General features: G+C 46.7%; 22 protein-coding genes. 9 read left to right on the forward strand and 13 right to left on the reverse strand.

Translation table 11 applies throughout. The features are described from left to right. Positions 1 to 43 precede the first annotated feature (43 nt). The 5 genes from VC182_RS00850 to VC182_RS00870 are packed head-to-tail and all read left to right on the forward strand — an operon-like array spanning position 44 to position 5,601. Complete coding sequence (locus VC182_RS00850; RefSeq protein ID WP_216121821.1) at positions 44 to 1,540, forward strand: ArnT family glycosyltransferase; 1,497 nt, start codon at positions 44 to 46, stop codon at positions 1,538 to 1,540. Between the two features lie 49 nt (positions 1,541 to 1,589). Then, positions 1,590 to 2,633: a lysylphosphatidylglycerol synthase transmembrane domain-containing protein gene (locus VC182_RS00855; protein ID WP_216121819.1), complete on the forward strand. Its 1,044-nt coding sequence runs from the start codon at positions 1,590 to 1,592 to the stop codon at positions 2,631 to 2,633. A 17-nt stretch (positions 2,634 to 2,650) separates the two neighbouring features. Beyond that, positions 2,651 to 3,910, forward strand: a complete 1,260-nt coding sequence (locus VC182_RS00860; protein ID WP_083564240.1) for a glycosyltransferase family 9 protein — start codon at positions 2,651 to 2,653, stop codon at positions 3,908 to 3,910. Positions 3,911 to 3,915: 5 nt separating this feature from the next. Then, positions 3,916 to 4,707 carry a phosphatase PAP2 family protein gene (locus tag VC182_RS00865; protein ID WP_072583003.1) on the forward strand — a complete coding sequence of 264 codons (792 nt, stop codon included), beginning with the start codon at positions 3,916 to 3,918 and terminating at the stop codon, positions 4,705 to 4,707. Between the two features lie 6 nt (positions 4,708 to 4,713). After that, complete coding sequence (locus VC182_RS00870; protein ID WP_072583004.1) at positions 4,714 to 5,601, forward strand: 23S rRNA (adenine(2030)-N(6))-methyltransferase RlmJ; 888 nt, start codon at positions 4,714 to 4,716, stop codon at positions 5,599 to 5,601. Here the strand turns inward: VC182_RS00870 and VC182_RS00875 are convergent. The 13 genes from VC182_RS00875 to VC182_RS00935 form a co-directional block, all read right to left on the reverse strand. Further along, a complete protein-coding gene (locus tag VC182_RS00875) occupies positions 5,598 to 6,245 on the reverse strand; it encodes an SOUL family heme-binding protein (RefSeq protein ID WP_237767749.1) in 648 nt (215 codons plus the stop codon). The genes VC182_RS00870 and VC182_RS00875 overlap by 4 nt on opposite strands. Continuing rightward, the gene (locus VC182_RS00880) at positions 6,245 to 7,189 is read right to left on the reverse strand and encodes an LD-carboxypeptidase (RefSeq protein WP_072583005.1); all 945 of its coding nucleotides are present in this window, start codon (positions 7,187 to 7,189) and stop codon (positions 6,245 to 6,247) included. Before VC182_RS00880 ends, VC182_RS00875 begins: the two co-directional genes overlap by 1 nt. Further along, positions 7,186 to 7,644: a tRNA adenosine(34) deaminase TadA gene (tadA, locus tag VC182_RS00885; protein WP_072583006.1), complete on the reverse strand. Its 459-nt coding sequence runs from the start codon at positions 7,642 to 7,644 to the stop codon at positions 7,186 to 7,188. Before tadA ends, VC182_RS00880 begins: the two co-directional genes overlap by 4 nt. Beyond that, positions 7,645 to 8,109, reverse strand: coding sequence for a 6-carboxytetrahydropterin synthase QueD (queD, locus tag VC182_RS00890; RefSeq protein ID WP_072583007.1), 465 nt, complete (start codon positions 8,107 to 8,109; stop codon positions 7,645 to 7,647). A gap of 35 nt (positions 8,110 to 8,144) precedes the next feature. Further along, a complete protein-coding gene (gene queE / locus VC182_RS00895) occupies positions 8,145 to 8,798 on the reverse strand; it encodes a 7-carboxy-7-deazaguanine synthase (RefSeq protein ID WP_072583008.1) in 654 nt (217 codons plus the stop codon). A 28-nt stretch (positions 8,799 to 8,826) separates the two neighbouring features. Then, entirely contained in the window at positions 8,827 to 9,555 is a 729-nt protein-coding gene (locus VC182_RS00900) for a hypothetical protein (protein ID WP_072583009.1), read from the reverse strand. Further along, complete coding sequence (locus VC182_RS00905) at positions 9,531 to 10,232, reverse strand: hypothetical protein (protein WP_072583010.1); 702 nt, start codon at positions 10,230 to 10,232, stop codon at positions 9,531 to 9,533. Before VC182_RS00905 ends, VC182_RS00900 begins: the two co-directional genes overlap by 25 nt. A gap of 64 nt (positions 10,233 to 10,296) precedes the next feature. Beyond that, positions 10,297 to 12,195 (reverse strand): B12-binding domain-containing radical SAM protein, encoded by a 1,899-nt coding sequence (locus VC182_RS00910; RefSeq protein WP_143143893.1) that lies wholly within the window; start codon positions 12,193 to 12,195, stop codon positions 10,297 to 10,299. Positions 12,196 to 12,204: 9 nt separating this feature from the next. After that, the gene (locus VC182_RS00915; RefSeq protein ID WP_323484204.1) at positions 12,205 to 13,002 is read right to left on the reverse strand and encodes a ferritin-like domain-containing protein; all 798 of its coding nucleotides are present in this window, start codon (positions 13,000 to 13,002) and stop codon (positions 12,205 to 12,207) included. A gap of 30 nt (positions 13,003 to 13,032) precedes the next feature. After that, positions 13,033 to 14,640 carry a glutamine-hydrolyzing GMP synthase gene (gene guaA / locus VC182_RS00920; protein ID WP_072583013.1) on the reverse strand — a complete coding sequence of 536 codons (1,608 nt, stop codon included), beginning with the start codon at positions 14,638 to 14,640 and terminating at the stop codon, positions 13,033 to 13,035. A gap of 36 nt (positions 14,641 to 14,676) precedes the next feature. Beyond that, positions 14,677 to 16,140: an IMP dehydrogenase gene (gene guaB, locus VC182_RS00925; protein WP_072583014.1), complete on the reverse strand. Its 1,464-nt coding sequence runs from the start codon at positions 16,138 to 16,140 to the stop codon at positions 14,677 to 14,679. A gap of 26 nt (positions 16,141 to 16,166) precedes the next feature. Further along, entirely contained in the window at positions 16,167 to 16,517 is a 351-nt protein-coding gene (locus VC182_RS00930; RefSeq protein ID WP_323484205.1) for an RnfH family protein, read from the reverse strand. Continuing rightward, positions 16,510 to 16,941 carry a type II toxin-antitoxin system RatA family toxin gene (locus VC182_RS00935; protein ID WP_072583016.1) on the reverse strand — a complete coding sequence of 144 codons (432 nt, stop codon included), beginning with the start codon at positions 16,939 to 16,941 and terminating at the stop codon, positions 16,510 to 16,512. Before VC182_RS00935 ends, VC182_RS00930 begins: the two co-directional genes overlap by 8 nt. Positions 16,942 to 16,966: 25 nt before the next feature. Here VC182_RS00935 and smpB point away from each other — a divergent pair, with 25 nt between their 5' ends. From smpB to VC182_RS00955, 4 genes are all read left to right on the forward strand, one after another. Continuing rightward, a complete protein-coding gene (gene smpB, locus VC182_RS00940; RefSeq protein ID WP_072583017.1) occupies positions 16,967 to 17,419 on the forward strand; it encodes an SsrA-binding protein SmpB in 453 nt (150 codons plus the stop codon). 144 nt (positions 17,420 to 17,563) lie between these two features. Then, positions 17,564 to 18,976: a circularly permuted type 2 ATP-grasp protein gene (locus tag VC182_RS00945; protein WP_215322276.1), complete on the forward strand. Its 1,413-nt coding sequence runs from the start codon at positions 17,564 to 17,566 to the stop codon at positions 18,974 to 18,976. A 26-nt stretch (positions 18,977 to 19,002) separates the two neighbouring features. Then, the gene (locus tag VC182_RS00950) at positions 19,003 to 19,980 is read left to right on the forward strand and encodes an alpha-E domain-containing protein (protein WP_216121779.1); all 978 of its coding nucleotides are present in this window, start codon (positions 19,003 to 19,005) and stop codon (positions 19,978 to 19,980) included. 17 nt (positions 19,981 to 19,997) lie between these two features. Continuing rightward, positions 19,998 to 20,795 carry a transglutaminase family protein gene (locus tag VC182_RS00955; RefSeq protein ID WP_072583019.1) on the forward strand — a complete coding sequence of 266 codons (798 nt, stop codon included), beginning with the start codon at positions 19,998 to 20,000 and terminating at the stop codon, positions 20,793 to 20,795. The last annotated feature ends 53 nt before the right edge of the window (positions 20,796 to 20,848 follow it).

Consider the following 20,848-nt stretch of genomic DNA (forward strand, 5'->3'; position numbering starts at 1 on the left):
TAATTGTCCCAAAGAATGGTCTTTGTGAGACTAAAATTATCGAATGCGCCAACAATCACCTTCCAGCTGGGCTGCAATCTGCGTCCTTATTGCCGCGGTAGTGCACCTGGCTCTGGGCTTTTCAATAGAGTTTTCAGTTGATGAGGCCCACTATGCGCTATATGCCCAACATTTAGCCTGGAGTTATTTTGATCACCCACCGTTGGTGGGTTGGATTCAGTGGCCCTTAGTGACGCTCACCTCTTCAGAAGGCATTATTCGTCTCATTCCAGAGTTGTTGTGGATTCTCTCTTGTTACTTAGTTTATGAAGTTACGGTTGAGGTGCATCACTTTATTCGTGGGCGCAACGCTGGCTATCTCACCAGTGCACTGCCATCAACAAACTTATGTGGACTAATGGCAGTCTTGACAGTTATCGCTGCACCCATGTTGCACATTCTGGCGATCGGTTTACTACCGGATACTTTACTTGCGCCATTAAGTCTTGGTCTGATGTGGATGGCTTTACGGTGGTTAAGTAAAGACCAATTTAGCATTGGCGATTGGATTATTACTGGCGTTTTGTTAGGCCTAGCTGGCTTAAGTAAATACACGGCCGCTTTTACTGCGCTTGCGTTGCTGTTGGTATTTTTGAGTACGCCAAGAAAACCATGGATCACCAAAGTAGGTTTTTGGATTGCCACACTAAGCGCTCTACTCCTGATCACCCCCGTCGTGTATTGGAATTGGGCTAACGATTGGATTTCATTCAAATATCAACTTGCCCATGGTGGCGGTGGAGAATGGCTCTGGCGCAGGCTAGGCGCTTATATCGGCATTCAAATACTAGTCTTTGGTCCTCTTTTCATCTTAGGATCTGTTGTGTTTTTAAAAGACTGCATGCACGCTACAAAACTGTCATTGCTTGCGCTCTTCGGATTCTTTTTGATTCCATTTGCAATTTTTGTCAGCCTCTCTGGCGGAGGTGGACTTCCTCACTGGACTTCGCCTGCTTGGTTCTGTCTCGCACCATTTGCCGGAATTGGCTTAGCAAAAGCTTGGGCTACACAACATCGTTACTGGATTCGTATTTTATTTTTTGTTCAAATTGCTTTATGTTGCATCGGCTTTGGATACGTATTGTCAGGCGGTATTAGTTCGGCCTCAGTCAAGTCCAATCCAATTGCGGATTTGTATGGCTGGAAAGTGGCGGGTCAAAAGGCAGCAGGCCTTGCTAAGGCCACTAAAGCCGATGGCATTGCTGTTCAAAACTGGACCTTAGGAAGTCGAGCTGCTTGGTATGCTTCACCTATACCAGTTTATGTTTTAGACCAGAGACAGGATCAGTTTGATCTCTGGTTTGGGGATGTGCCAAAGGGGGCAAATGTACTTCTGATTAGCTGGTCTGGCATGCCATACCCTATACCGGTGGGTAAGAAAGCAGCCTTTCAAGCCTGCGAGCCCTTGGATAGCCTAGAAATCGTCCGATTTGGTCAAGTTCTATCTAAATTTGACTTTAGCCTCTGCAGTCATTGGCAAGGCCCTGGCCAAGCGGAGTAATTCCCCCAAATTCAAGACCTTAGGCGCCCGAGGCATTATCCTTACGCTTATGAGTTCACCAGCCCAACCCACCCCAAAGACCCAATCGGGGTGGAAATCCATTCTCAAGAAGGCTTGGCCTACTATTCGCGTTCTACTCTCCGTTGCTCTGCTTTGGAAAGCAACGAGTGGAATTGATTGGCGCTCACTATTTGATACCCATATTCAGATGCAGCCTCTATGGTTCTTGGCGGCTCTAGTAAGCATGATGTTGGCATTTATTTGTGGCGGATATCGCTGGGGCTTGTTTATGCAAAGAGTGGGATTTCCCCGCCGTATTCGCTCTTACATTGGCCTCTACTTTGCCGGCGGTCTCATAAACCAAGGCCTGCCTAGCACCTTGGGTGGCGATAGTTATCGCGCCATTACTGCAACGCATTTGACCAGCACCGGCAATCTCTCGGAAACCAAAGAGTTGGATGATGAACTTCATCACTCAGTAGACCTTGAGCACGCCACACCTAAATTGCGTTTAAGTTTTTCGATGGTGTTGGTAGATCGCCTTCTTGGTTTAGCGGGTAACAATTTACTAGGCGGGATTGGCTTGATATTGGGTGGCGCCACCCTCGCAGCCTGGGGTCAAGATTTGGGCTACGCAGTCATGGCGGTAATGCTGCTTGCTGGCGTAGCAATCGCCCTTATCCTTGCCTGGGGGCCGAGCAAGCAACTCCTGCAAAAACTCTTAGAACGTTTCAATATGAACAAAGCCATGCCTGGTATCCAGCTAGCGTTTGCGTGGCCTAACAATATTGCTCAAGCATGCCTGGCGATTGGCATTCATTTCCTCACTATTTTGACGCTACTCTTTTGTCTTAAGGCTTACGGTGTAGATGCACCTATTGAAGGCTTAATGATTGGCTTACCTGCGCTCAGCCTGTTGCTCATGTTGCCAATTAGCATTTCGGGATGGGGCTTGCGTGAAGCTACCCTTTCATCGGTCCTGGCCTTATGGGGTGTTAACCCCTCGCTAACAGTATTAGCCTCCATTAGCTACGGAGCAATTACTGTTTTATCGGTGTTGCCAGGCGCCTATTTTTTATTAAAACGAAAATAATTTTTTAGAGCCAAAATATGACTATTAGTGTCAACACTATGCGCGCGATTGATCATTGGGTCGGTGTGCCTCTTTGTGCAATCGTTAGCCCATTTATCGCTTTGATTGATCGCATAAAAAATATATTCAATCACGGCCCAGAGACTCCAAAAAAATTACTCTTTATTGAACTCTCGGAAATGGGAAGCGCCATTCTGGTAGATCCTGCAATGCGCAATGCAAAAGCTCGTGGAGCAGAATTGTTTTTCTTGATCTTCAAAAGCAATCGCGCCAGCCTGACTTTACTCAATACCGTTAAACCAGAAAATATCTTCACAATTGACTCATCTAGCTTAGGTGGCTTAATTAAAGATACGCTGCGCTTTCTGATACTTGCTCGCAAGCACCGTATTGATACCGTTATTGACCTAGAGTTGTTCTCTCGATTTACTGCCCTACTGACTGGCATGTGTGGCGCTCGTCGTCGCGTGGGGTATCACATTTTTCATGGTGAAGGATTGTGGCGCGGCTTCATGCTCACTCGCAAGGTGCATTACAACCCGCATATTCACATTACTAAGAATTTTCTATCTTTAATTCATGCGGCGTTTGCCCAAAAAATTGAAGTTCCATTTAGCAAGATTGAGATTCCGGACTCTGAAGTACGCCTCGAGCAAGCCGTCATCAATCCAAGCGCCCTCGAAAAGGTGCGCGAGCGTATTGAAAAAATGGCTAAAGAGGCCCGCATCAATTACATCTCGGGGAAGGATCGTCTCATTCTGATCAATCCGAATGCAAGCGATCTTCTTCCACAACGCCGCTGGGCACAACAGCGTTTTTCTGAATTGATTCAAGCAATCCATCAGCAATATCCCAACGATCTCATCTTAATTACCGGCTCACCTACTGAGTTTGTCTACGTAGAAAAAGTTCGTGCTGTTGCCAATGTTAAAAATGCATTAAATTTTGCTGGACAGGTCGGCTTTGCTGAGCTGCCACCGTTGTACACGCTATCAGATGTCATGGTTACCAACGACTCTGGTCCTGGTCACTTTTCAGCCGTGACGCCATTGAGAACAGTCGTTCTCTTTGGACCGGAGACTCCAGCCCTTTATGGTTCTGTTGGCAATTCCATTGCGATCACTGCCAATCTAGCTTGCTCGCCCTGCGTAAGTGCTGCCAATCACCGTAAAACCCCTTGTCAAGACAACGTGTGCATGCAGGCCATCACCGTTCCACAAGTCCTGGATAAAGTAATCAAGCAATTGCAAGATGCTGACAAGGCAAAGGCTCGCTAAGCTGGATGAGCAAAAAGGCAATTCCCACATTTTCTTGGTTCATTCCATTAGCTCCAATTGCGCTCGCTTGCGTAATTTACTTTGGTGAGTTTCAAAGCAGTACTTTTTTATTCATTAACCGCTTTACGCAATTACTGCCAGACACCCTTTGGGCTTGGCTTACTTTTTTTGGTAATGGTTGGGGAGTGTTTGCACTTGCCTTTCCATTACTGTTACTTGCGCCAAGGATGCTGACTGCTGGAATTTTTGCTGGCGGGATAGCCGCATTAGCAAGCACAGTCTTAAAAGGCCTCTTCGACCTGCCAAGACCTGCAGGCGTCCTAACCGATGGCAGCTTTTATCGCATTGGTGAAGCGTTACTCCATAAAGCCTTCCCATCTGGTCATACGCTCACTGCATTTGCTATTGCAAGCGCCTTGTATTTTTCCGTAGGTAAAGTTAAACGTGATTCATTGATGCTGCTGTTTTTGCTTGCCACTTTAGTGGGCTTATCACGTAGCGCTGTAGGCGCCCATTGGCTCACCGACGTTTTAGGTGGCGCAGGTGTTGGTATTTGGTGTGGAATGCTCGGGGCCCTAGCGGCTAATCAATTTCCGGAAAATCAACTTGGGCCAAGAAAAATCTGGTCGCATCTGATTGCGCTTGGCGGCGTTATCGCAATGTACGCCCACCTTACGCAAATCATGGATCTGGACTTAAATCTGCCATTGCAGTATCTCTCCATTGCCATAGTGGCCTTCACCCTAGTCTTTTATGTCAAGGCGCAATTTACTCAAGCGCCTCGCAAGGCAGAATAATTCAAGATGTTTAGCTATCGACATGCATTTCATGCGGGAAGTCACGCAGACATCCTGAAGCACCTTACCTTAATTCACTTGGTTCAATACCTTCAAGAGAAGCCTGTTGCCATTACCTTTGTTGATACCCATGCAGGTGCTGGCATCTATAGTTTGCAAGATGGCTTTTCTACAGTGAGTAAAGAAGCTGATGGCGGAATCTTTCGCCTCAAGCAATATGTAGAAACTTGCCATCACGCAAACACCCCAATCCCCGAGAGCATCCAAGAGTACTTGAAGTGCATTGATGCTGAGAACATTGAGGGCCATCTAAATACCTATCCTGGCTCCCCCTTTATTCTGGCACGCCTGCTGCGTCCACAAGATCGACTCAAGCTCTTTGAGCTGCACCCCAAAGAGATCGATATTCTGCGCCACAATATTGGCGAACTAAAACAGTCTAAACAGATTGATATTTATGCTGAGGATAGCTTTGCCAGACTCAAGGGACTACTGCCCCCTCCTAGTCGACGCGGTCTCGTATTAATTGACCCTTCTTACGAAGACAAGCAAGACTATCGTTATCTTGAGCTCGCCATGGAAGAGGCGCTGCAACGCTTCGCCACGGGCTGCTATGCAATTTGGTACCCGGTACTTTCTAGAAGAGAATCGGCAGCTCTACCTGACCGTCTGAAAAAAATTGCTACCGCACATAAACGCTCGTGGTTACATACAGAGTTACGAGTTGAAAATGCGCCAGGTGAGCGCCGTTTGCAAGCTAGCGGGATGTTTATTATCAATCCACCCTGGACTCTAGAAAAACATCTGGCCCAGGCACTACCGACCTTAACGAAGGCTTTAGGCATCAATGGCGGCGGCCAATTTTTATTGAAGAGCTTCGAAGCTAAGAACTAGTCACGTAAGGTGATCATGACTTCATTGCGACGCATGAAGGGCAAAGTCCAAGGCGGGTTATAACGTGCGAAATTAGGAGTGCCGGCACTTTGCAAATTACGAGACTTCATCCACTGCTCCAGCTCTAGCGTTTTCTCGGCCACTTTCTGGCTATTATAAAAACCACTAAAACTAATGACTGCCCTTTTTACTGCGGGAATTTGGCGCAATTGCACTTGCGGACTCATGGGCTTGGGTATCGATTCCATCGTATATTCAGCAGGCATCACGAACGACACTGTCCATTTGCCGGCTTTAGACTCAATTCCTACCGGTGCAGTCATTGCAATCTTTGCGCTCTTCACCGCTTGATCTTCGACTGTCACTGGCGCAGTCATTGCAATTTTTTCGCTCACTTGATTCTGGCCAAAAATATAAGCAGCAATCAAGCGAAATCCTTGGCTCGAGGCCTCATCTAAATCACCCTCAACTTGTACCTCAGCAACAATCATGGGTGCATAAGAGCGGATTTCAAAGGGTGGTTCTTTTTCGAGAACAGCATATTTTGGCTCTTCGGTTGCCATGACTGCTCCAGTAAAGGTGAGTGCAATGAAAACTAAAAGACTTTTAAAAAAAGAGTTTCCCACACTGGTCTCAGTAAACATTACCACTGTGCTTTAAGTTCAAATCCATTTGAATTGAAATGTAAATCGGCTTGCGCACCAACAGGCAAAGTTAATTTATTGGCCTGATGTCCGAATGGCAGCCCGGTCAAAATTGGAATCGCTTCCGGCAAACGTTTGCGTATCGCCTCAATAGCGCGCTCGAGCGAATACCCCTTATCGTTGTCGTAAAGACGATAGGCAGAAAATCCACCCAACAATATGGCTAATTGATTTGCAAGAATGCCTGCATCTAAAAGTTGCATCAACATTCTTTCAATTCGATAAGGATGCTCATTCACATCTTCCAAAAATAAGATCCCGCCTTGCGTTTGCTGAGCGCTTGGAAGATATGGTGTGCCAACTAAACCAGCCAGAACCGTTAAATTACCGCCCCACAATAAACCTGTGATTGAGTGCGCGTCTTTATTACCCAAGAAAGATTGTGGGGTCGACACTTGGCAATCTAGTCTTCGGTCTTGAGCTGCGGCCTGGAAATGCTTCCACATAAACTCATCCGGCACTACCGGTGAACCATCATCACCTAACCTTCCAAAGTCATAGTTCAGCATCGGACCAGCCAAAGAAATGGCACCAGTTTTTGCTAGCAATCCCAACTGAAAGACAGTGAAATCACTATGACCACATACTTGCAAGCCGTTTTGAATAGCCTTTGCAATTGCTTGCCACTCAATACCGGGTAGCAAGCGATGGAGACCGTAGCCGCCGCGCATAGACATCACTACAGTCTGAGGTTCTAATTTGGATATGGCATTTAACTCAGTAAGACGCTCATCATCATTGCCAGCGAAGCGTTCATGGCCACGATGTACGCAATCTACGTTATAGATAGTAATACCTTGATGTCCAAACCAGTCAATACCAGCCAATGGGCTTTTACTATCTAAGCTTGCTCCAGAAGGAGCAATGAGGTGAATGGATTTCAACGTCGCCCCTTAAAAAAATCACGCAGCAATTGACCGCACTCTTCACTCATGATGCCACCTTCAACACTGGTCTGGTGATTAATCTGTTTTGAAGAAAATATATCTAGCACGCTACCAGCAGAGCCTGTTTTGGGGTCTTGCGCCCCATAAACCACTCGATCAATCCTAGCATGGAGCATAGCACCGGAGCACATCGCACACGGCTCAAGAGTGACATATAAGGTGCTGCCAGGGATACGGTAATTCTCTTCGGCTAGCGCTGCTTCTCGCAAGGCCAGCATTTCAGCATGAGCACTAGGATCATGGTTTGCAATCGGCTTGTTAAATGCCCTCGATATGACTTGGCCATCCCGAACTAGCACTGCGCCTACAGGAACCTCACCTGATTGCGCTGCCAACTGAGCTTGCTCAATTGCCATACGCATATATTGCTGGTCAAGCTCTGTTTGCGTCATTTACACAACATGCACGTCAGCCCAGCAATTGGGCGTCTCATAAAGACGAATAGAAGAGAGCTCTAAGCGGCCACTAAAAGCTTTACTGAAAACGGGTTTCAATATTACAAAGGCCGCGTTAGCTAAGTTCTCAACAGTTGGGACATGCTCCATGATGACCGTCTTGTGATCAGGTAAGGTTGACAAGAATGCAACCAGCCCTTCATCCTCTTTAGCCACCAAAAATGCATGATCCCAAAGATCTACTACGTATTGGTTTGTTAAGCGTTTGATATCGCCAAAGTCGAGCACCATGCCATCATCTGCTTTGCCAGGATGATCAGCCACTTCACCAGTCAGCGTGACTTCTATTGCATAGCGATGTCCATGCAGATGTCGACATTGACCATCATGATTGGGAATACGATGCCCGGAGTCAAACTCAAGGCGGCGCGTAATGGAGATGGCAGGTTGTTTATTTGTCATTCGGTGCTTAATTAATCCTATTTGAGCTTAGTCAACTATCGAATCCCAATCAGTTTATGAGATTGCAGGCTCAATCTCCATAAGGGACGCTTTTGACATAAGCTTACTGCTAACTCAGTATTACTTTTAAGGTTTTTCCCATCCATGGGTTGCAAGAAACGATTGCGATAATCCATTCCCTCAAAGCGGGCCATGAGTTTTTCTAATGCTTGATGGTCATTTTGTGGGATGACTAGCTTTAACTCATCCGCTTGAAGAACAATCAGATCAGAGCCAGCTTTAGGACTTACACAAACCCAATCAACTCCTTTGGGAACTTTAATGGTGCCGTTCGTTTCAATCGCCACTTCAAAACCTTTTTGATGAAGTGCAGCGATCAACTCTTCATCCAATTGCAAGAGCGGCTCCCCACCAGTGAAAACTACATAACGCTGCTGCGGACCAGCTGAAGTACTACGCCATGAAGTCTCGATTGCATCAGCAAGTGAGGCAGCAGTTTCAAACTTGCCACCGCCAGCACCATCGCTACCTACAAAATCGGTGTCGCAAAACTGGCAAATCGCTGAGGCGCGATCTTCTTCACGCCCACTCCAAAGATTGCATCCAGCAAAACGACAAAATACGGCAGCCCTACCAGTGTGGGTGCCTTCGCCTTGAAGTGTGGGGAATAGTTCTTTAACGGTATACATAGCAATGCGTCTATTTTAAGCGCTTTGCTTATTTCCAGGAGATTAACTCCCACTCCAGATAGTCTTCCCAGTAGGCATTAGCCCAATAGATGCCAGTAGTGATATAGCGTCCTGAACTACGCCGAATAACCCATCGTCCGATTTCTGGTGCAAACCACAAGTCCTCTTGCCGCTCATTGCCAACTCTAAATAGGTCATTACTGACAAAATTCGGGATTTCATTATGAATCTGTAATACCAAAAATTGCCCCGCAGGGGTCTGAATGCGCTCCCATTGCGATGCAGTCATACCGAGACCCCAGTAATAACTGCCATCGGGGTATCCGGGCACTTGATATTGGGTGGTAAAGAACCCACTCCAGCCTGCCTGTAATTGTAGCGGCCACATCGGAATGGGCTTTGTGAACTTCTGAGTTGGACTCCAATGGGCATCTTGCACAACAAAACCCCAGGGCGATTGAACTTCATCAGGAAGTGGCCCCGCCTTAAGACTCGTGCGAGCAATGCGTACTTCATTGCCAACAGAAACTACTTTTTCGGTGACCGTATCTACGATCTCTTGATTAAATACATTGCGAACTTGATAAACCCACTCTTGACCTACCTTGGGCGCCCTTACCACTGGAGCTGGTATGGGCTGAGGCTCAAGAATACCCCCAGGGTAGGGTTGAGATGAGATGCATGCCGCCAGTAAGACTGGCAGCATCAATAAGACAAGGCGACGCAAAGCGCTTACTTGTAAGAAGTCAGTTGCCATTGAAAACTATCTTCTAAATTAGGCATGCCTAGTTGGCCTTGAATCATGTAAGAGCCAGAAGATTCCCTCGCAACCCAGCGCCCAATACTTGGCGCAAACCAAATCGTTTCTTTGCGAATGCAATTGACCTTATTGTCATCATTGCTTTCATAGTTAATGAGGTTTTGATAACGCAAAGTTAAGAATGTTCCGGCAGGCACAGTAATTTGTTCCCAGCCATGTGCACCCATAAACTCCTGCCAGCTATAGGCGGAATCTGGATAGCCTGCTAATTTGTATTTGGTATTGAGCTGCTTATTCCAACTGGAAGATAGCTCTGATGGCCATAACGGGATAGCCGGATTAAAGCTAATCGTACGCGACCACTGTGGATCGGTCTGCACAACACCCCATGGGCCTTGCACTTCATTCGGCAGCTTGCCGCCGCTCTCATCCGTGCGTTCAATCACAATGGTCGAGCCAACACTAGCAACACGCTCAGTAATGATTCCTAGGTTTTTCCCATCAAATACATTGCGCTTGATATAAGACCACTCCTGACCTACTTGAGGGGCGCGCACTGCTGGCAAAGGTTTTGGCTGGGCAACTGGTGTCCCACGCTCATATGAGAGAGGAACGCCACAAGCGACGGGAGCTAATGCGGCTGATGCAATAAAAGTACGGCGTGATAAATTCATTGATATCTCCTACGTTAATTGAGAACTTTACAAAATAATTGTAAGTCTGATTTATAGAGGTGAGCTAGCGATACAAGGCGTTTTGAATGAAATTTTTAGGGACAGTTGTCTTGGGTATGGAGATGCCCAAACCATCAAACCAAGACTGAGTTTTGATCTCAAATCCTACGCCGTGCATATAGTTATAAATGGCCTTTTTTAGCCCCTGACCAAGGACTCCATGATCAACCCCAGTGGAATCAATAAAGGCAACATCATTCTTGGCAAAGGTGGTTTCTGGCAAAGGAATGAGTTCAATTCCATACTCTTGCGGATTTTGACCCACCGGAGAATGTACGGTGCAAGTAAAACGGTGAAAGAAGCCGCTTTGAATGCAGCCATGCTCAAAAAGCTGTCTCACATATTCCAATGCATCCACCGTCTCTTGGACGGTTTGCGTTGGAAAGCCATACATTAAATAAGCGTGAACCAAGATTCCGGCATCAGAGAAACCCTTTGTAACCTGAGCAACCTGTTCAACCGATACGCCTTTTTTCATGAGATTGAGTAGGCGATCAGAGGCCACTTCGAGACCTCCAGACATCGCAATACATCCACTTTTAGCTAACAGCTCCGCCAATTCAGGCGTGAAGGTTTTCTCAAAGCGAATATTGCCCCACCAAGAAATGAGCACCTTGCGGCGAATGAGCTCCTCAGCCAGCGCTTTTAATATCTTAGGTGGCGCAGCTTCATCCACAAAATGAAATCCTGTCTGCCCAGTTTCCTGAACAATTTGCTCAATACGATCTACCAATAAACTGGCTGACGCAGTTTCATAACGAGAGATGTAATCAAGAGATACATCGCAGAAGCTGCACTTTTTCCAATAACAGCCATGCGCAACAGTCAGCTTGTTCCAGCGGCCGTCACTCCATAGGCGATGCATCGGATTAAGCATATCCAAAAGAGATAAATAGGAATCCAGCGGTAACCCATCCCAAGTGGCAGTACCAACCTCTTCAAAAGGCACATCAAGCTCTTGCCAATTGAGGTATTGCACTTGATTACTAGAATTCCGCATAAAGGTTCGCACCAATCTTTCGGTGGAGCGTTTGCCGCCGATGTGCTCGAGTAAAGCAAGCAGCGGTCTCTCGCCAGAATCTAGCGTAATGAAATCCACATAATCAAAGATCCGAGCGTCGGATAACTCTCGAAGCTCAGTATTGACATAACCACCACCCAAAGCAATCTTGATTTCTGGATGTGATTTTTTAATCACCTGAGCTATACGCAAGGCTGCATACATGGCCCCCGGGAAGGGTACGGATAGGAGTACTACATTCGGCTGGTGACGCTCAATCGCTTTACTGGCTAACTCTTGTAAATGCAGGTCCATGAGCGTTGGTTTAGCCTGGAGCGCATCAGCCAAAGGCGTAAAGGTAGGCTGACTACTTGCCAAGGATTCTGCATAACGCACGAATTCAAAGCGGTCATCAACAGCATCACGCAATACATCGGATAAATCATTGAGATAAAGGGTGGCTAAATGACGCGCCCTGTCTTGAGACCCTAAAGCGCCAAAGGCCCAAGATAAAGGATCACCCGCCTCCTCTTCATCAAATGCATCAAGAGAAGTAAATCGTGGTCCCTCAGGTAGAAAATCACGGGTATTGATGCGATGACTTAAAGTGCTATCGCGCCCCTGTAAGAAGCTAATCGTTGGGGCAATGGTTGATTGATAGGCATCAAAGTAATCCAGAAAGAAATTAACGCTGGCACTGCGACTCTCTTCAGGCACCGTGAGCGCTTGAGCACGAATCTCAGACATACCCTCTGGAGTAAAGAAACTGAGCACTAAAGCTAAGGCGAGATCCTCTTGAACGGCGTCAACTCCACGAGACCTCAAGAATCCCGTGAGATACGCCGTAGAGGGATACGGCGTGTTCAGCTGGGTCATGGGTGGAATGAGGCTTAATACCTTCATCATTATTTACTATGCACCAAGAAGAGATAGCTCTTCGCTTGTAAAGCCAGCCTGCTTGCGGGCCTCCATATTGAATGGGGGCTTTAAAACAGGCGCACGATATTTGGCGGCTAACTCTCGATAAGCAGTGATTGGAGAAAGATTATCTTTCACGCACAAGAAATTAAACCAGCGATTGCCAATCAATACATGGCCGATTTCATCATTGAGAATAATTTCCAATATCTCCACTGCACGCACTTCTTTAATTTGCTTGAAGCGATCTCGAATCGCTGGCACCGCATCTAAGCCTCTTGCTTCCATTGTTCTGGGCACCAAAGCCATTCTTGCAATTACAGAATCCGTTGTTCTTTCAACCATCTCCCACAAACTATTGTGGGCAGGGAAATCTCCATAAGAAAACCCCAGCGCATGCAAATACTCATTTACTAAACTGAAATGATAGGCCTCTTCTTTGGCAACCTTCAACCAGTCCTCATAGTATTCCTTGGGCATATCTGGGAAACGCCAGATGGCATCTAGCGCAAGGTTCATTGCATTAAATTCAATATGGGCGAGTGAGTGCAATAAGCCCGCCCTACCCTCGGAGGTATCCATTCTTCTTTTGGGAACCAGCTTAGGAAGTACCAATTCCGGCTTTAGCGGACGCCCAGGTAGAGAAAGGCCTTGAGCATCAATCTTACGAGCAACATCCAGGGTGATTTGTTGTTTGTGATAACCATCAAACAAACCGAGTAACTGACTTACTTTGTTTTGTGCATCAGCCCTTGCCAGGATTGCGAGTGAAGCTTCGCGTAACTCAAGCATGAATATTGGCAGGCTTAAATCGCCTACCCCTTATTCCCACTCGATCGTTGCGGGTGGTTTTCCACTGATATCGTATACAACACGGTTAATACCGCGCACTTCATTGATGATGCGGTTTGAAACCTTACCTAACAACTCATGTGGCAAGTGGGCCCAATGCGCTGTCATAAAGTCTTGGGTTTGGACTGCTCTAAGGGCAACAACATATTCATAAGTTCTGCCATCACCCATTACGCCAACAGACTTCACTGGCAAGAAAACGGCAAATGCCTGACTCGTAAGGTCATACCAAGATTTTTGACTTGCGTCATCAATCGTATTGCGCAACTCTTCAATGAAAATGGCATCAGCACGTTGCAGTAAGCTCGCAAACTCTGCTTTGACCTCACCCAAAATACGCACGCCAAGACCTGGCCCTGGAAATGGATGGCGATACACCATCTCACGAGGAAGACCTAAGGCCACCCCAAGTTCGCGTACCTCATCCTTAAAGAGTTCACGTAAGGGCTCAAGCAATTTGAGATGCATGTCTTCAGGTAAGCCACCTACGTTATGGTGACTCTTGATCGTGTGCGCACCCTTCTTACCCTTACCTGCAGACTCGATAACGTCAGGGTAGATCGTTCCCTGGGCAAGCCACTTAGCATTCTGAATCTTCCCAGACTCAGTCTGGAAAATTTCAACAAATTCTTTACCGATGATCTTGCGCTTGGCTTCTGGATCAGCAACACCAGCCAACTCACCCATGAATTTCTCTTTAGCATCAACGCGGATAACCTTCACACCCAAATTGCGTGCAAACATTTCCATCACCATATCACCTTCATTCAAGCGAAGCAGGCCATGATCCACAAATACACAAGTCAATTGATCGCCAATCGCACGATGAATTAAGGCCGCTGCAACACTGGAGTCGACACCGCCAGACAAGCCCAGAATGACTTCTTCATTTCCAACTTGCTTGCGAATATTCTCAACTGCTTCTGCAATGTAGTCGCCCATTACCCAGTCAGGTTTGCATTGGCAAATTTCATGGACAAAGCGCTCAATGATTGCAGTGCCTTGAATGGTATGGGTTACTTCTGGATGAAACTGAAATGCATAGAAGCGACGCTCTTCATCCGCCATGCCAGCAATTGGGCAAGACTCAGTAGAGGCCATCAACTTAAACGCAGGCGGCATTGAGGTGACTGAGTCGCCATGACTCATCCACACCTTCAAAATCCCATGACCTTCGCTGGTGGAGAAGTCCTGAATGCCTTTAAGCAAATTTGTGTGCCCATGAGCGCGCACTTCGGAGTAACCAAACTCACGTGCTTTACCCAAAGACTCTGCAGAGGCAACTGCACCACCCAACTGAGTAGCCATGGTTTGCATACCGTAGCAAATTCCTAAAACAGGAACGCCAAGCTCAAAAACGATTTGAGGCGCACGGGGACTACCATCTTCAGTTACCGAACTAGGGCCGCCAGAGAGAATGATGCCTTTGCCACCTTGCTCCTGAACAAACTTACGAATGAATTCAGGGTCGCAATCGTAGGGATGGATCTCTGAATATACGCGTCCATCACGTACACGCCGAGCAATGAGTTGAGTTACTTGTGAACCAAAGTCGAGAATCAGTATTTTGTCGTGCACGAAAAGATCAGCCTTTATTTCAGCTTTTTATAGTTGTTAATCAATATGGTAATTTGGCGCTTCTTTAGTGATTTTCACGTCATGAACGTGCGACTCACGCACGCCAGCTGATGTGATTTCTACGAAGTTAGCTTTTTCATGGAGCTCATCAATGGTCTTGCAACCGAGATAGCCCATAGAAGAACGAATACCACCAGTCAGCTGATGCAAGATTGCCAACACGCTACCTTTGTATGGCACTTGACCTTCAATGCCTTCTGGCACTAACTTTTCTGCATTCGCAACAATATCGCTTTGGAAGTAACGATCAGCAGAACCATCCGCCATCGCGCCCAAAGAACCCATACCGCGATAGCTCTTATATGAGCGTCCTTGATACAGGAACACTTCACCAGGAGCTTCTTCAGTGCCAGCAAACATGCCACCCATCATGACCGAACTAGCGCCAGCAGCTAATGCTTTTGCAACGTCACCGGAGTAACGTATGCCACCATCAGCAATTAATGGAATACCGGTACCCTTAAGTGCAGTTGCCACATTCACTATGGCAGTGATTTGTGGAACACCAACGCCAGCAACAATACGTGTTGTACAGATTGAGCCAGGACCAATACCCACCTTGACACCATCAGCACCATGATCAGCTAATGCCTTAGCAGCATCACCAGTAGCAATATTGCCGCCAATCACTTGCACATGAGGATAATTTTTCTTAACCCACTTCACGCGATCCAATACGCCTTGGCTATGGCCATGAGCTGTGTCAACCACAATCACATCAACACCAGCACGCACCAATAACTCAATACGCTCATCGTTATCAGGGCCAACGCCTACTGCGGCGCCAACGCGTAATTTACCTTCGCTGTCTTTACAAGCATTCGGATGTTCAGTTGCCTTGAGAATGTCTTTAACGGTAATGAGGCCACGCAGTTCAAACTTGTCATTGACAACCAATACGCGCTCTAAACGATGATGACTCATTAAGCGCTTTGCTTCATCCAGTGAGCAACCTTCTTTCACGGTAATCAAACGCTCACGTGGAGTCATCTTTGTTTTTACTGGAGCATCTAAGTCTTCTTCGAAACGCAAATCTCGGTTCGTAATAATGCCAACAACCTCTTTGCCAACGAGCACTGGGAATCCTGAGAAACCATGCTCACGAGAAAGTTGGATCACCTGACGCAGAGTGACCTCTGGGCTTATCGTGATTGGATCACGCAGAACACCAGATTCATATCGCTTTACTTTAGCTACTTCACGCGCTTGCTCAGCAGGCTTTAAGTTTTTATGAACGATGCCAATGCCACCCTCACTAGCCATGGCAATTGCCAAACGACCTTCAGTGACGGTATCCATAGCTGCGGACACCAATGGTGTATTAAGTGAAATATCTCGAGTTAACTTACTTGCCAAGCTGGCATCTCGAGGGAGTACCGATGAATAAGCCGGTACGAGGAGCACATCGTCAAAAGTGAGTGCTTTTTGAATGAGTCGCATGCAAAACCCCTAGTCGCAAAAACAGATTATAGCCTCCTAGCCTTTCTTTTAGCTGCGGCAGCCTGGAATTTGGCATCTTGGTTCTGATTAGCCTTCTTACGCCGAACCGTTTTAGGGTCAATTAATAGCGGGGAATAGAGCTCTAGGCGATCTCCAGCATAAATGGGGCTATCCCAGTCCTTGCGCTTACCAAAGACCCCGAAGCAGCCTTTTCTAGCTAAAACAGGGTCTTCTGGACCAACTGCAATCCCGGCCCCAATAAGAGCCAGACCAACAGTAGGCAACTCGCCCGCTGACAGGATGAGCTTGAACGCCTTAAGCTCTGGCTCACCCTGCCTGGCATCACAGAGAATGAGGTCAAGCGAGCGCTCAGCCATAGAGGTCCTCGGCACGCTTTACAAAGCAGTCAACAAAGGTGCCGGCTATATGACCAAATACTGGGCCAATAATCTTGTCCAAAATGACGCTTTTGAACTCCCAGTGCAACTTGAACTCCACCTTACAAGCATCTTCCCGCAAAGGGATAAAGTTCCATTGCCCAGAAAAGTGCTTAAACGGGCCGTCTACAAAGACCATGTCAATTGTTTCAGGGCGGTGATTCACATTCCGAGTATGAAAATATTGGGTAATTCCCTTGAAATGAATATTAATTTTGGCGTCGAGCACGGTCTCAGTCTGCTCAAAAATTTCCACTCCGCCACACCAAGGCAAGAACTCAGGATAGCGGGCGACATCGGTCACCAAGCCGTACATACGGTCGGCTGATTGGCTAATTAAAACGGTCTTGTAGACGTCTGCCATAATCGTTCTTGAGAGCTAAATAAATATGAGTATCGTCGATAACAAAAAAGCCTTCTTTGATTATTTTATCGAGGAGCGCTTTGAAGCAGGGCTTGTACTGGAAGGCTGGGAAGTAAAAGCCATCCGCGCAGGTCGCGTGCACGTCAAAGAAGCGTATGTCGTCATTCGCAAGGCGGAGCTGTTTTTAATCGGCTGCCATATCACCCCCCTGCTCTCAGCTTCCACCCATATCGTGCCCGATAGCACCCGCACTAGAAAGCTCCTGCTCAATGCCATCGAAATTAAAAAACTCATCGGCAAAGTAGAGCAAAAGGGCTATACCCTGGTACCCCTAAACCTGCACTTCTCTAAAGGCAATGTGAAGTGTGAGATTGGCCTGGCCAGAGGCAAAAAGCAACATGACAAACGCGCAGCCACCAAAGAACGTGAATGGGAAGTCCAAAAAGGCCGTATCGCTAGAGGCGATCTAAACGCTTAATTTCTTGCCTAAGCCCATAAAAACTGGGGTAGACTGCCCTTAGGGCGAATATTTGAGCATATATGCACTTTTATGGTGCAATTCAGCACCAAGCCGCTTCAAATCATTCATTCCAGCTTTTATAAAGGCATTAGTTTGGTAACTATGAAATTGCCTTTTGACGAAATGCTCGACGCCGCAGGCAAAGCGCGTCCCCACTACCAAATCTTTCACAATTGGCTGAAACAGCAAAGTGACACCCTCATGGGTCTCAAACGCGCTGAAGCAGACCTGATCTTTAGAAGAGTGGGCATTACCTTTGCCGTCTACGGAGATGACCTGGGGTCGGAAAGAACCATTCCTTTCGATCAAGTGCCACGCATCTTTACTGCCAAGGAATGGGAGCAACTTGAGGCGGGATTACGTCAACGAGTCAAAGCACTTAATCGCTTTATCTACGACGTGTATCACGATGAGGACATTATTAAGGCGGGCATTGTTCCAGCCGAACAGATTTATAACAATGCGCAATATCGCCCTGAGATGCGCAACGTCAGCATACCGCGCGACATCTACGCACAAATTGCTGGGATTGATATCGTTCGCGCCGGTGAAGGTGAGTTCTACGTTTTAGAAGATAACCTGCGTGTTCCTTCTGGCGTGTCTTACATGGTTGAAGACCGCAAGATGATGATGCGACTCTTCCCTGACCTCTTTCAAAAATATCGCATTGCCCCTGTAGAGCATTACCCCGATCTTTTATTGGAATGTCTCAAGTCAGTTAAACCAGATGACGTTAAAAAACCAAACGTCGTTGTACTAACTCCAGGTATGTATAACTCTGCTTACTTTGAGCACAGCTACCTCGCGCAGCAGATGGGTGTTGAGTTAGTGGAAGGTAAAGACTTATTTGTGAAAAATGAGCAAGTCTTTATGCGAACCACTCAAGGGCCTGAGCGAGTTGATGTTATCTATCGTCGTGTTGATGATGACTTCTTGGATCCATTGGCATTCCGCTCTGATTCCACTTTAGGCGTTGCGGGGCTCTTATCAGCACACCGCGCTGGTAACGTAACACTGGCAAATGCGATTGGCACCGGTATTGCTGATGACAAATCTATTTATCCATACGTTCCAGAGATGATTGAGTTTTATCTTGGTGAGAAACCGATTCTTAATAACGTACCTACATTCCAATGTCGTAAGGCAGATGACTTAGCCTATACCTTAGCTAATCTGGATAAGCTGGTTGTGAAACTGACTCATGGTGCTGGTGGTTATGGCATGTTAGTTGGTCCAGCATCAACCAAAGCGGAGATTGAAGAATTTAGAACTCACCTTATCGCCAATCCAGATAAATATATTGCGCAACCTACATTGGCGCTATCCACCTGCCCTACCTTTGTTGAGTCAGGCGTTGCACCAAGGCATATCGACTTAAGACCCTTTGTTCTCTCAGGCAAGACTATCAAGATGGTTCCAGGCGGATTGACTAGAGTTGCACTCAAAGAGGGTTCTTTAGTGGTGAACTCCTCCCAAGGTGGCGGCACTAAAGATACCTGGGTATTGGAAGAGTGAGTGAAGAGTATGGGGAATAAGAAAATATGTTGAGTCGTACAGCTGATTGTCTTTATTGGATGGCCCGTTACACCGAGCGCGCAGAGAATACTGCCCGCATGCTCGATGTAAACCATCAAACCTCTCTACTTCCTCAGCCTGCAGAGTTTTTAGAGCAGAGTTGGAAAAAGTTACTCACGATTTCTAAGTTGGAAGAAGCCTTCCTCAGCAAATATGATGTCGTTAATCGTGAGAATGTTTTGGACTTCATGATTTATGAAACCAGCAATCCTTCCAGCATCGTTTCCTGCCTGTTTGCTGCGCGTGAGAATGCCCGCGTTATCCGCGGCAAGATTACTTCCGAAGTTTGGGAAACCCAAAACACTACTTGGCTTGAGCTACAACGCATTCTAGAAGCAAGACATCAATCGGATCCCAGCCGCCTTTTGGAGTGGGTCAAGCACCGCTGCCACCTCTTTAGGGGTGTTCTATACGGTACGATGCTGAAAAATGAGGCTTTTTACTTTATTAACGTGGGAACACTGCTAGAACGCGCTGATAACACCGCACGTATTCTGGAAACTAAGTATGAGGACCCAGCAGCCCTGCGGGTTCTTGGCGCTAAGAAATCCTCGGAAGATGGCACTGATGGTGAATTCTTTGACTTCTATCACTGGGCAGCTTTACTGCGCTCAGTCTCCGCATTTGAGATCTATCGTCAAATTTATTCTGATCAAGTCACTCCAAAACAAGTCGCACAACTACTTATCTTCAATAAACAGATGCCACGATCCTTGGTGTCCTGCGTCAATGAATTAATCCCCCTCATTTCTGAAGTGAAGAATCAGCAATCCAAAGAAATTGAACGCCTGCTCGGAAAGCTCAAGGCTAGCTTGGATTATTCCGATATTGATGAGGTATTTGAGCAAGGCCTGGAAGAATTTATTGAGGCTTTCTTAGAGCGCATTAACTACATAGCCGATGAGTTTAGCAATGCTTATCTCATTCCACTGGCTGTTGCCTAAGAAATCACAAAGACTATATGCATCTTAAAATTCGCCATCGCACGGAATATCGGTATGAAACACCGGTGCATTATTCCATACAAGAATTGCGCTTGACACCTCCCACTCTAGCTGGCCAACAAGTCGATAAATGGAGAATTAGCACCCCAATAAAAGCATCTAGCTCTATAGATACTTTTGGTAATCTTTGCAGTGTATTTGTGCAGGAAAGCCCTTACACCTCAATGATGATTGAGGCTGAAGGTGAAGTACATACACAAGATGCATTTGAGTTTGTCGATGATGCTAAAGCAGTTTCGCCCTACTACTTACTGCAGCAAACCAATCTGACTGAGCCTACAGATGAAATGTTGGAGTATTTCTCTTATGGCATTCCAAAGAAAAATTCAGTTGATCAAGTACTAAAACTCGCTGAGGCAGTTCAAGGCTTGATTGTGTACTCTCCTGGCCAAACGAACTTTGCCACGACTGCAGCTCAATCCTTCGCCATGAAATCTGGCGTTTGCCAAGATCATGCCCATATTATGTTGAGTCTCTGTCGCGCCTCTGGAATTCCAGCGCGATATGTCAGTGGTTATTTCTTTGCAGAAGAATCCCCAAATCTTGCTAGCCATGCTTGGATCGACTTTTGTAGCGATATCGATAAAGGCATCTGGACCAGTGTAGATATCACCCATGCATGCTTAGTTGACTCACGTCATATTCGCCTTGCCATTGGCAGAGATTATTATTCCGCCGCTCCTGTTAAGGGGGTTCGCTCTGGCGGCGGCGGAGAAGAACTCAGCGCCAACATTTCGATTCAACAGTTGCCATAGCAACCCTCTGGGATATTTAAGAGATAATTCCAGGAAATAATGAAGAGGGTCCG

Source organism: Polynucleobacter sp. AP-Nickl1-40-C4 (assembly GCF_035012665.1).
GTDB lineage: Bacteria > Pseudomonadota > Gammaproteobacteria > Burkholderiales > Burkholderiaceae > Polynucleobacter.

Coding starts and splice junctions, on each gene's coding strand:
- VC182_RS00935 (WP_072583016.1), bottom strand. CDS start 16,941: ATGGCAGACGTCTACAAGACCGTTTTAATTAGCCAATCAGCCGACCGT.
- VC182_RS00955 (WP_072583019.1), top strand. CDS start 19,998: ATGCATCTTAAAATTCGCCATCGCACGGAATATCGGTATGAAACACCG.
- VC182_RS00910 (WP_143143893.1), bottom strand. CDS start 12,195: ATGAAGGTATTAAGCCTCATTCCACCCATGACCCAGCTGAACACGCCG.
- VC182_RS00900 (WP_072583009.1), bottom strand. CDS start 9,555: ATGGCAACTGACTTCTTACAAGTAAGCGCTTTGCGTCGCCTTGTCTTA.
- smpB (WP_072583017.1), top strand. CDS start 16,967: ATGAGTATCGTCGATAACAAAAAAGCCTTCTTTGATTATTTTATCGAG.
- queD (WP_072583007.1), bottom strand. CDS start 8,109: ATGACAAATAAACAACCTGCCATCTCCATTACGCGCCGCCTTGAGTTT.
- VC182_RS00930 (WP_323484205.1), bottom strand. CDS start 16,517: ATGGCTGAGCGCTCGCTTGACCTCATTCTCTGTGATGCCAGGCAGGGT.
- VC182_RS00865 (WP_072583003.1), top strand. CDS start 3,916: ATGAGCAAAAAGGCAATTCCCACATTTTCTTGGTTCATTCCATTAGCT.
- VC182_RS00875 (WP_237767749.1), bottom strand. CDS start 6,245: ATGTTTACTGAGACCAGTGTGGGAAACTCTTTTTTTAAAAGTCTTTTA.
- VC182_RS00870 (WP_072583004.1), top strand. CDS start 4,714: ATGTTTAGCTATCGACATGCATTTCATGCGGGAAGTCACGCAGACATC.
- guaB (WP_072583014.1), bottom strand. CDS start 16,140: ATGCGACTCATTCAAAAAGCACTCACTTTTGACGATGTGCTCCTCGTA.
- VC182_RS00945 (WP_215322276.1), top strand. CDS start 17,564: ATGAAATTGCCTTTTGACGAAATGCTCGACGCCGCAGGCAAAGCGCGT.
- VC182_RS00905 (WP_072583010.1), bottom strand. CDS start 10,232: ATGAATTTATCACGCCGTACTTTTATTGCATCAGCCGCATTAGCTCCC.
- VC182_RS00860 (WP_083564240.1), top strand. CDS start 2,651: ATGACTATTAGTGTCAACACTATGCGCGCGATTGATCATTGGGTCGGT.
- tadA (WP_072583006.1), bottom strand. CDS start 7,644: ATGACGCAAACAGAGCTTGACCAGCAATATATGCGTATGGCAATTGAG.
- VC182_RS00915 (WP_323484204.1), bottom strand. CDS start 13,002: ATGCTTGAGTTACGCGAAGCTTCACTCGCAATCCTGGCAAGGGCTGAT.
- VC182_RS00850 (WP_216121821.1), top strand. CDS start 44: ATGCGCCAACAATCACCTTCCAGCTGGGCTGCAATCTGCGTCCTTATT.
- VC182_RS00855 (WP_216121819.1), top strand. CDS start 1,590: ATGAGTTCACCAGCCCAACCCACCCCAAAGACCCAATCGGGGTGGAAA.
- VC182_RS00950 (WP_216121779.1), top strand. CDS start 19,003: ATGTTGAGTCGTACAGCTGATTGTCTTTATTGGATGGCCCGTTACACC.
- queE (WP_072583008.1), bottom strand. CDS start 8,798: ATGTATACCGTTAAAGAACTATTCCCCACACTTCAAGGCGAAGGCACC.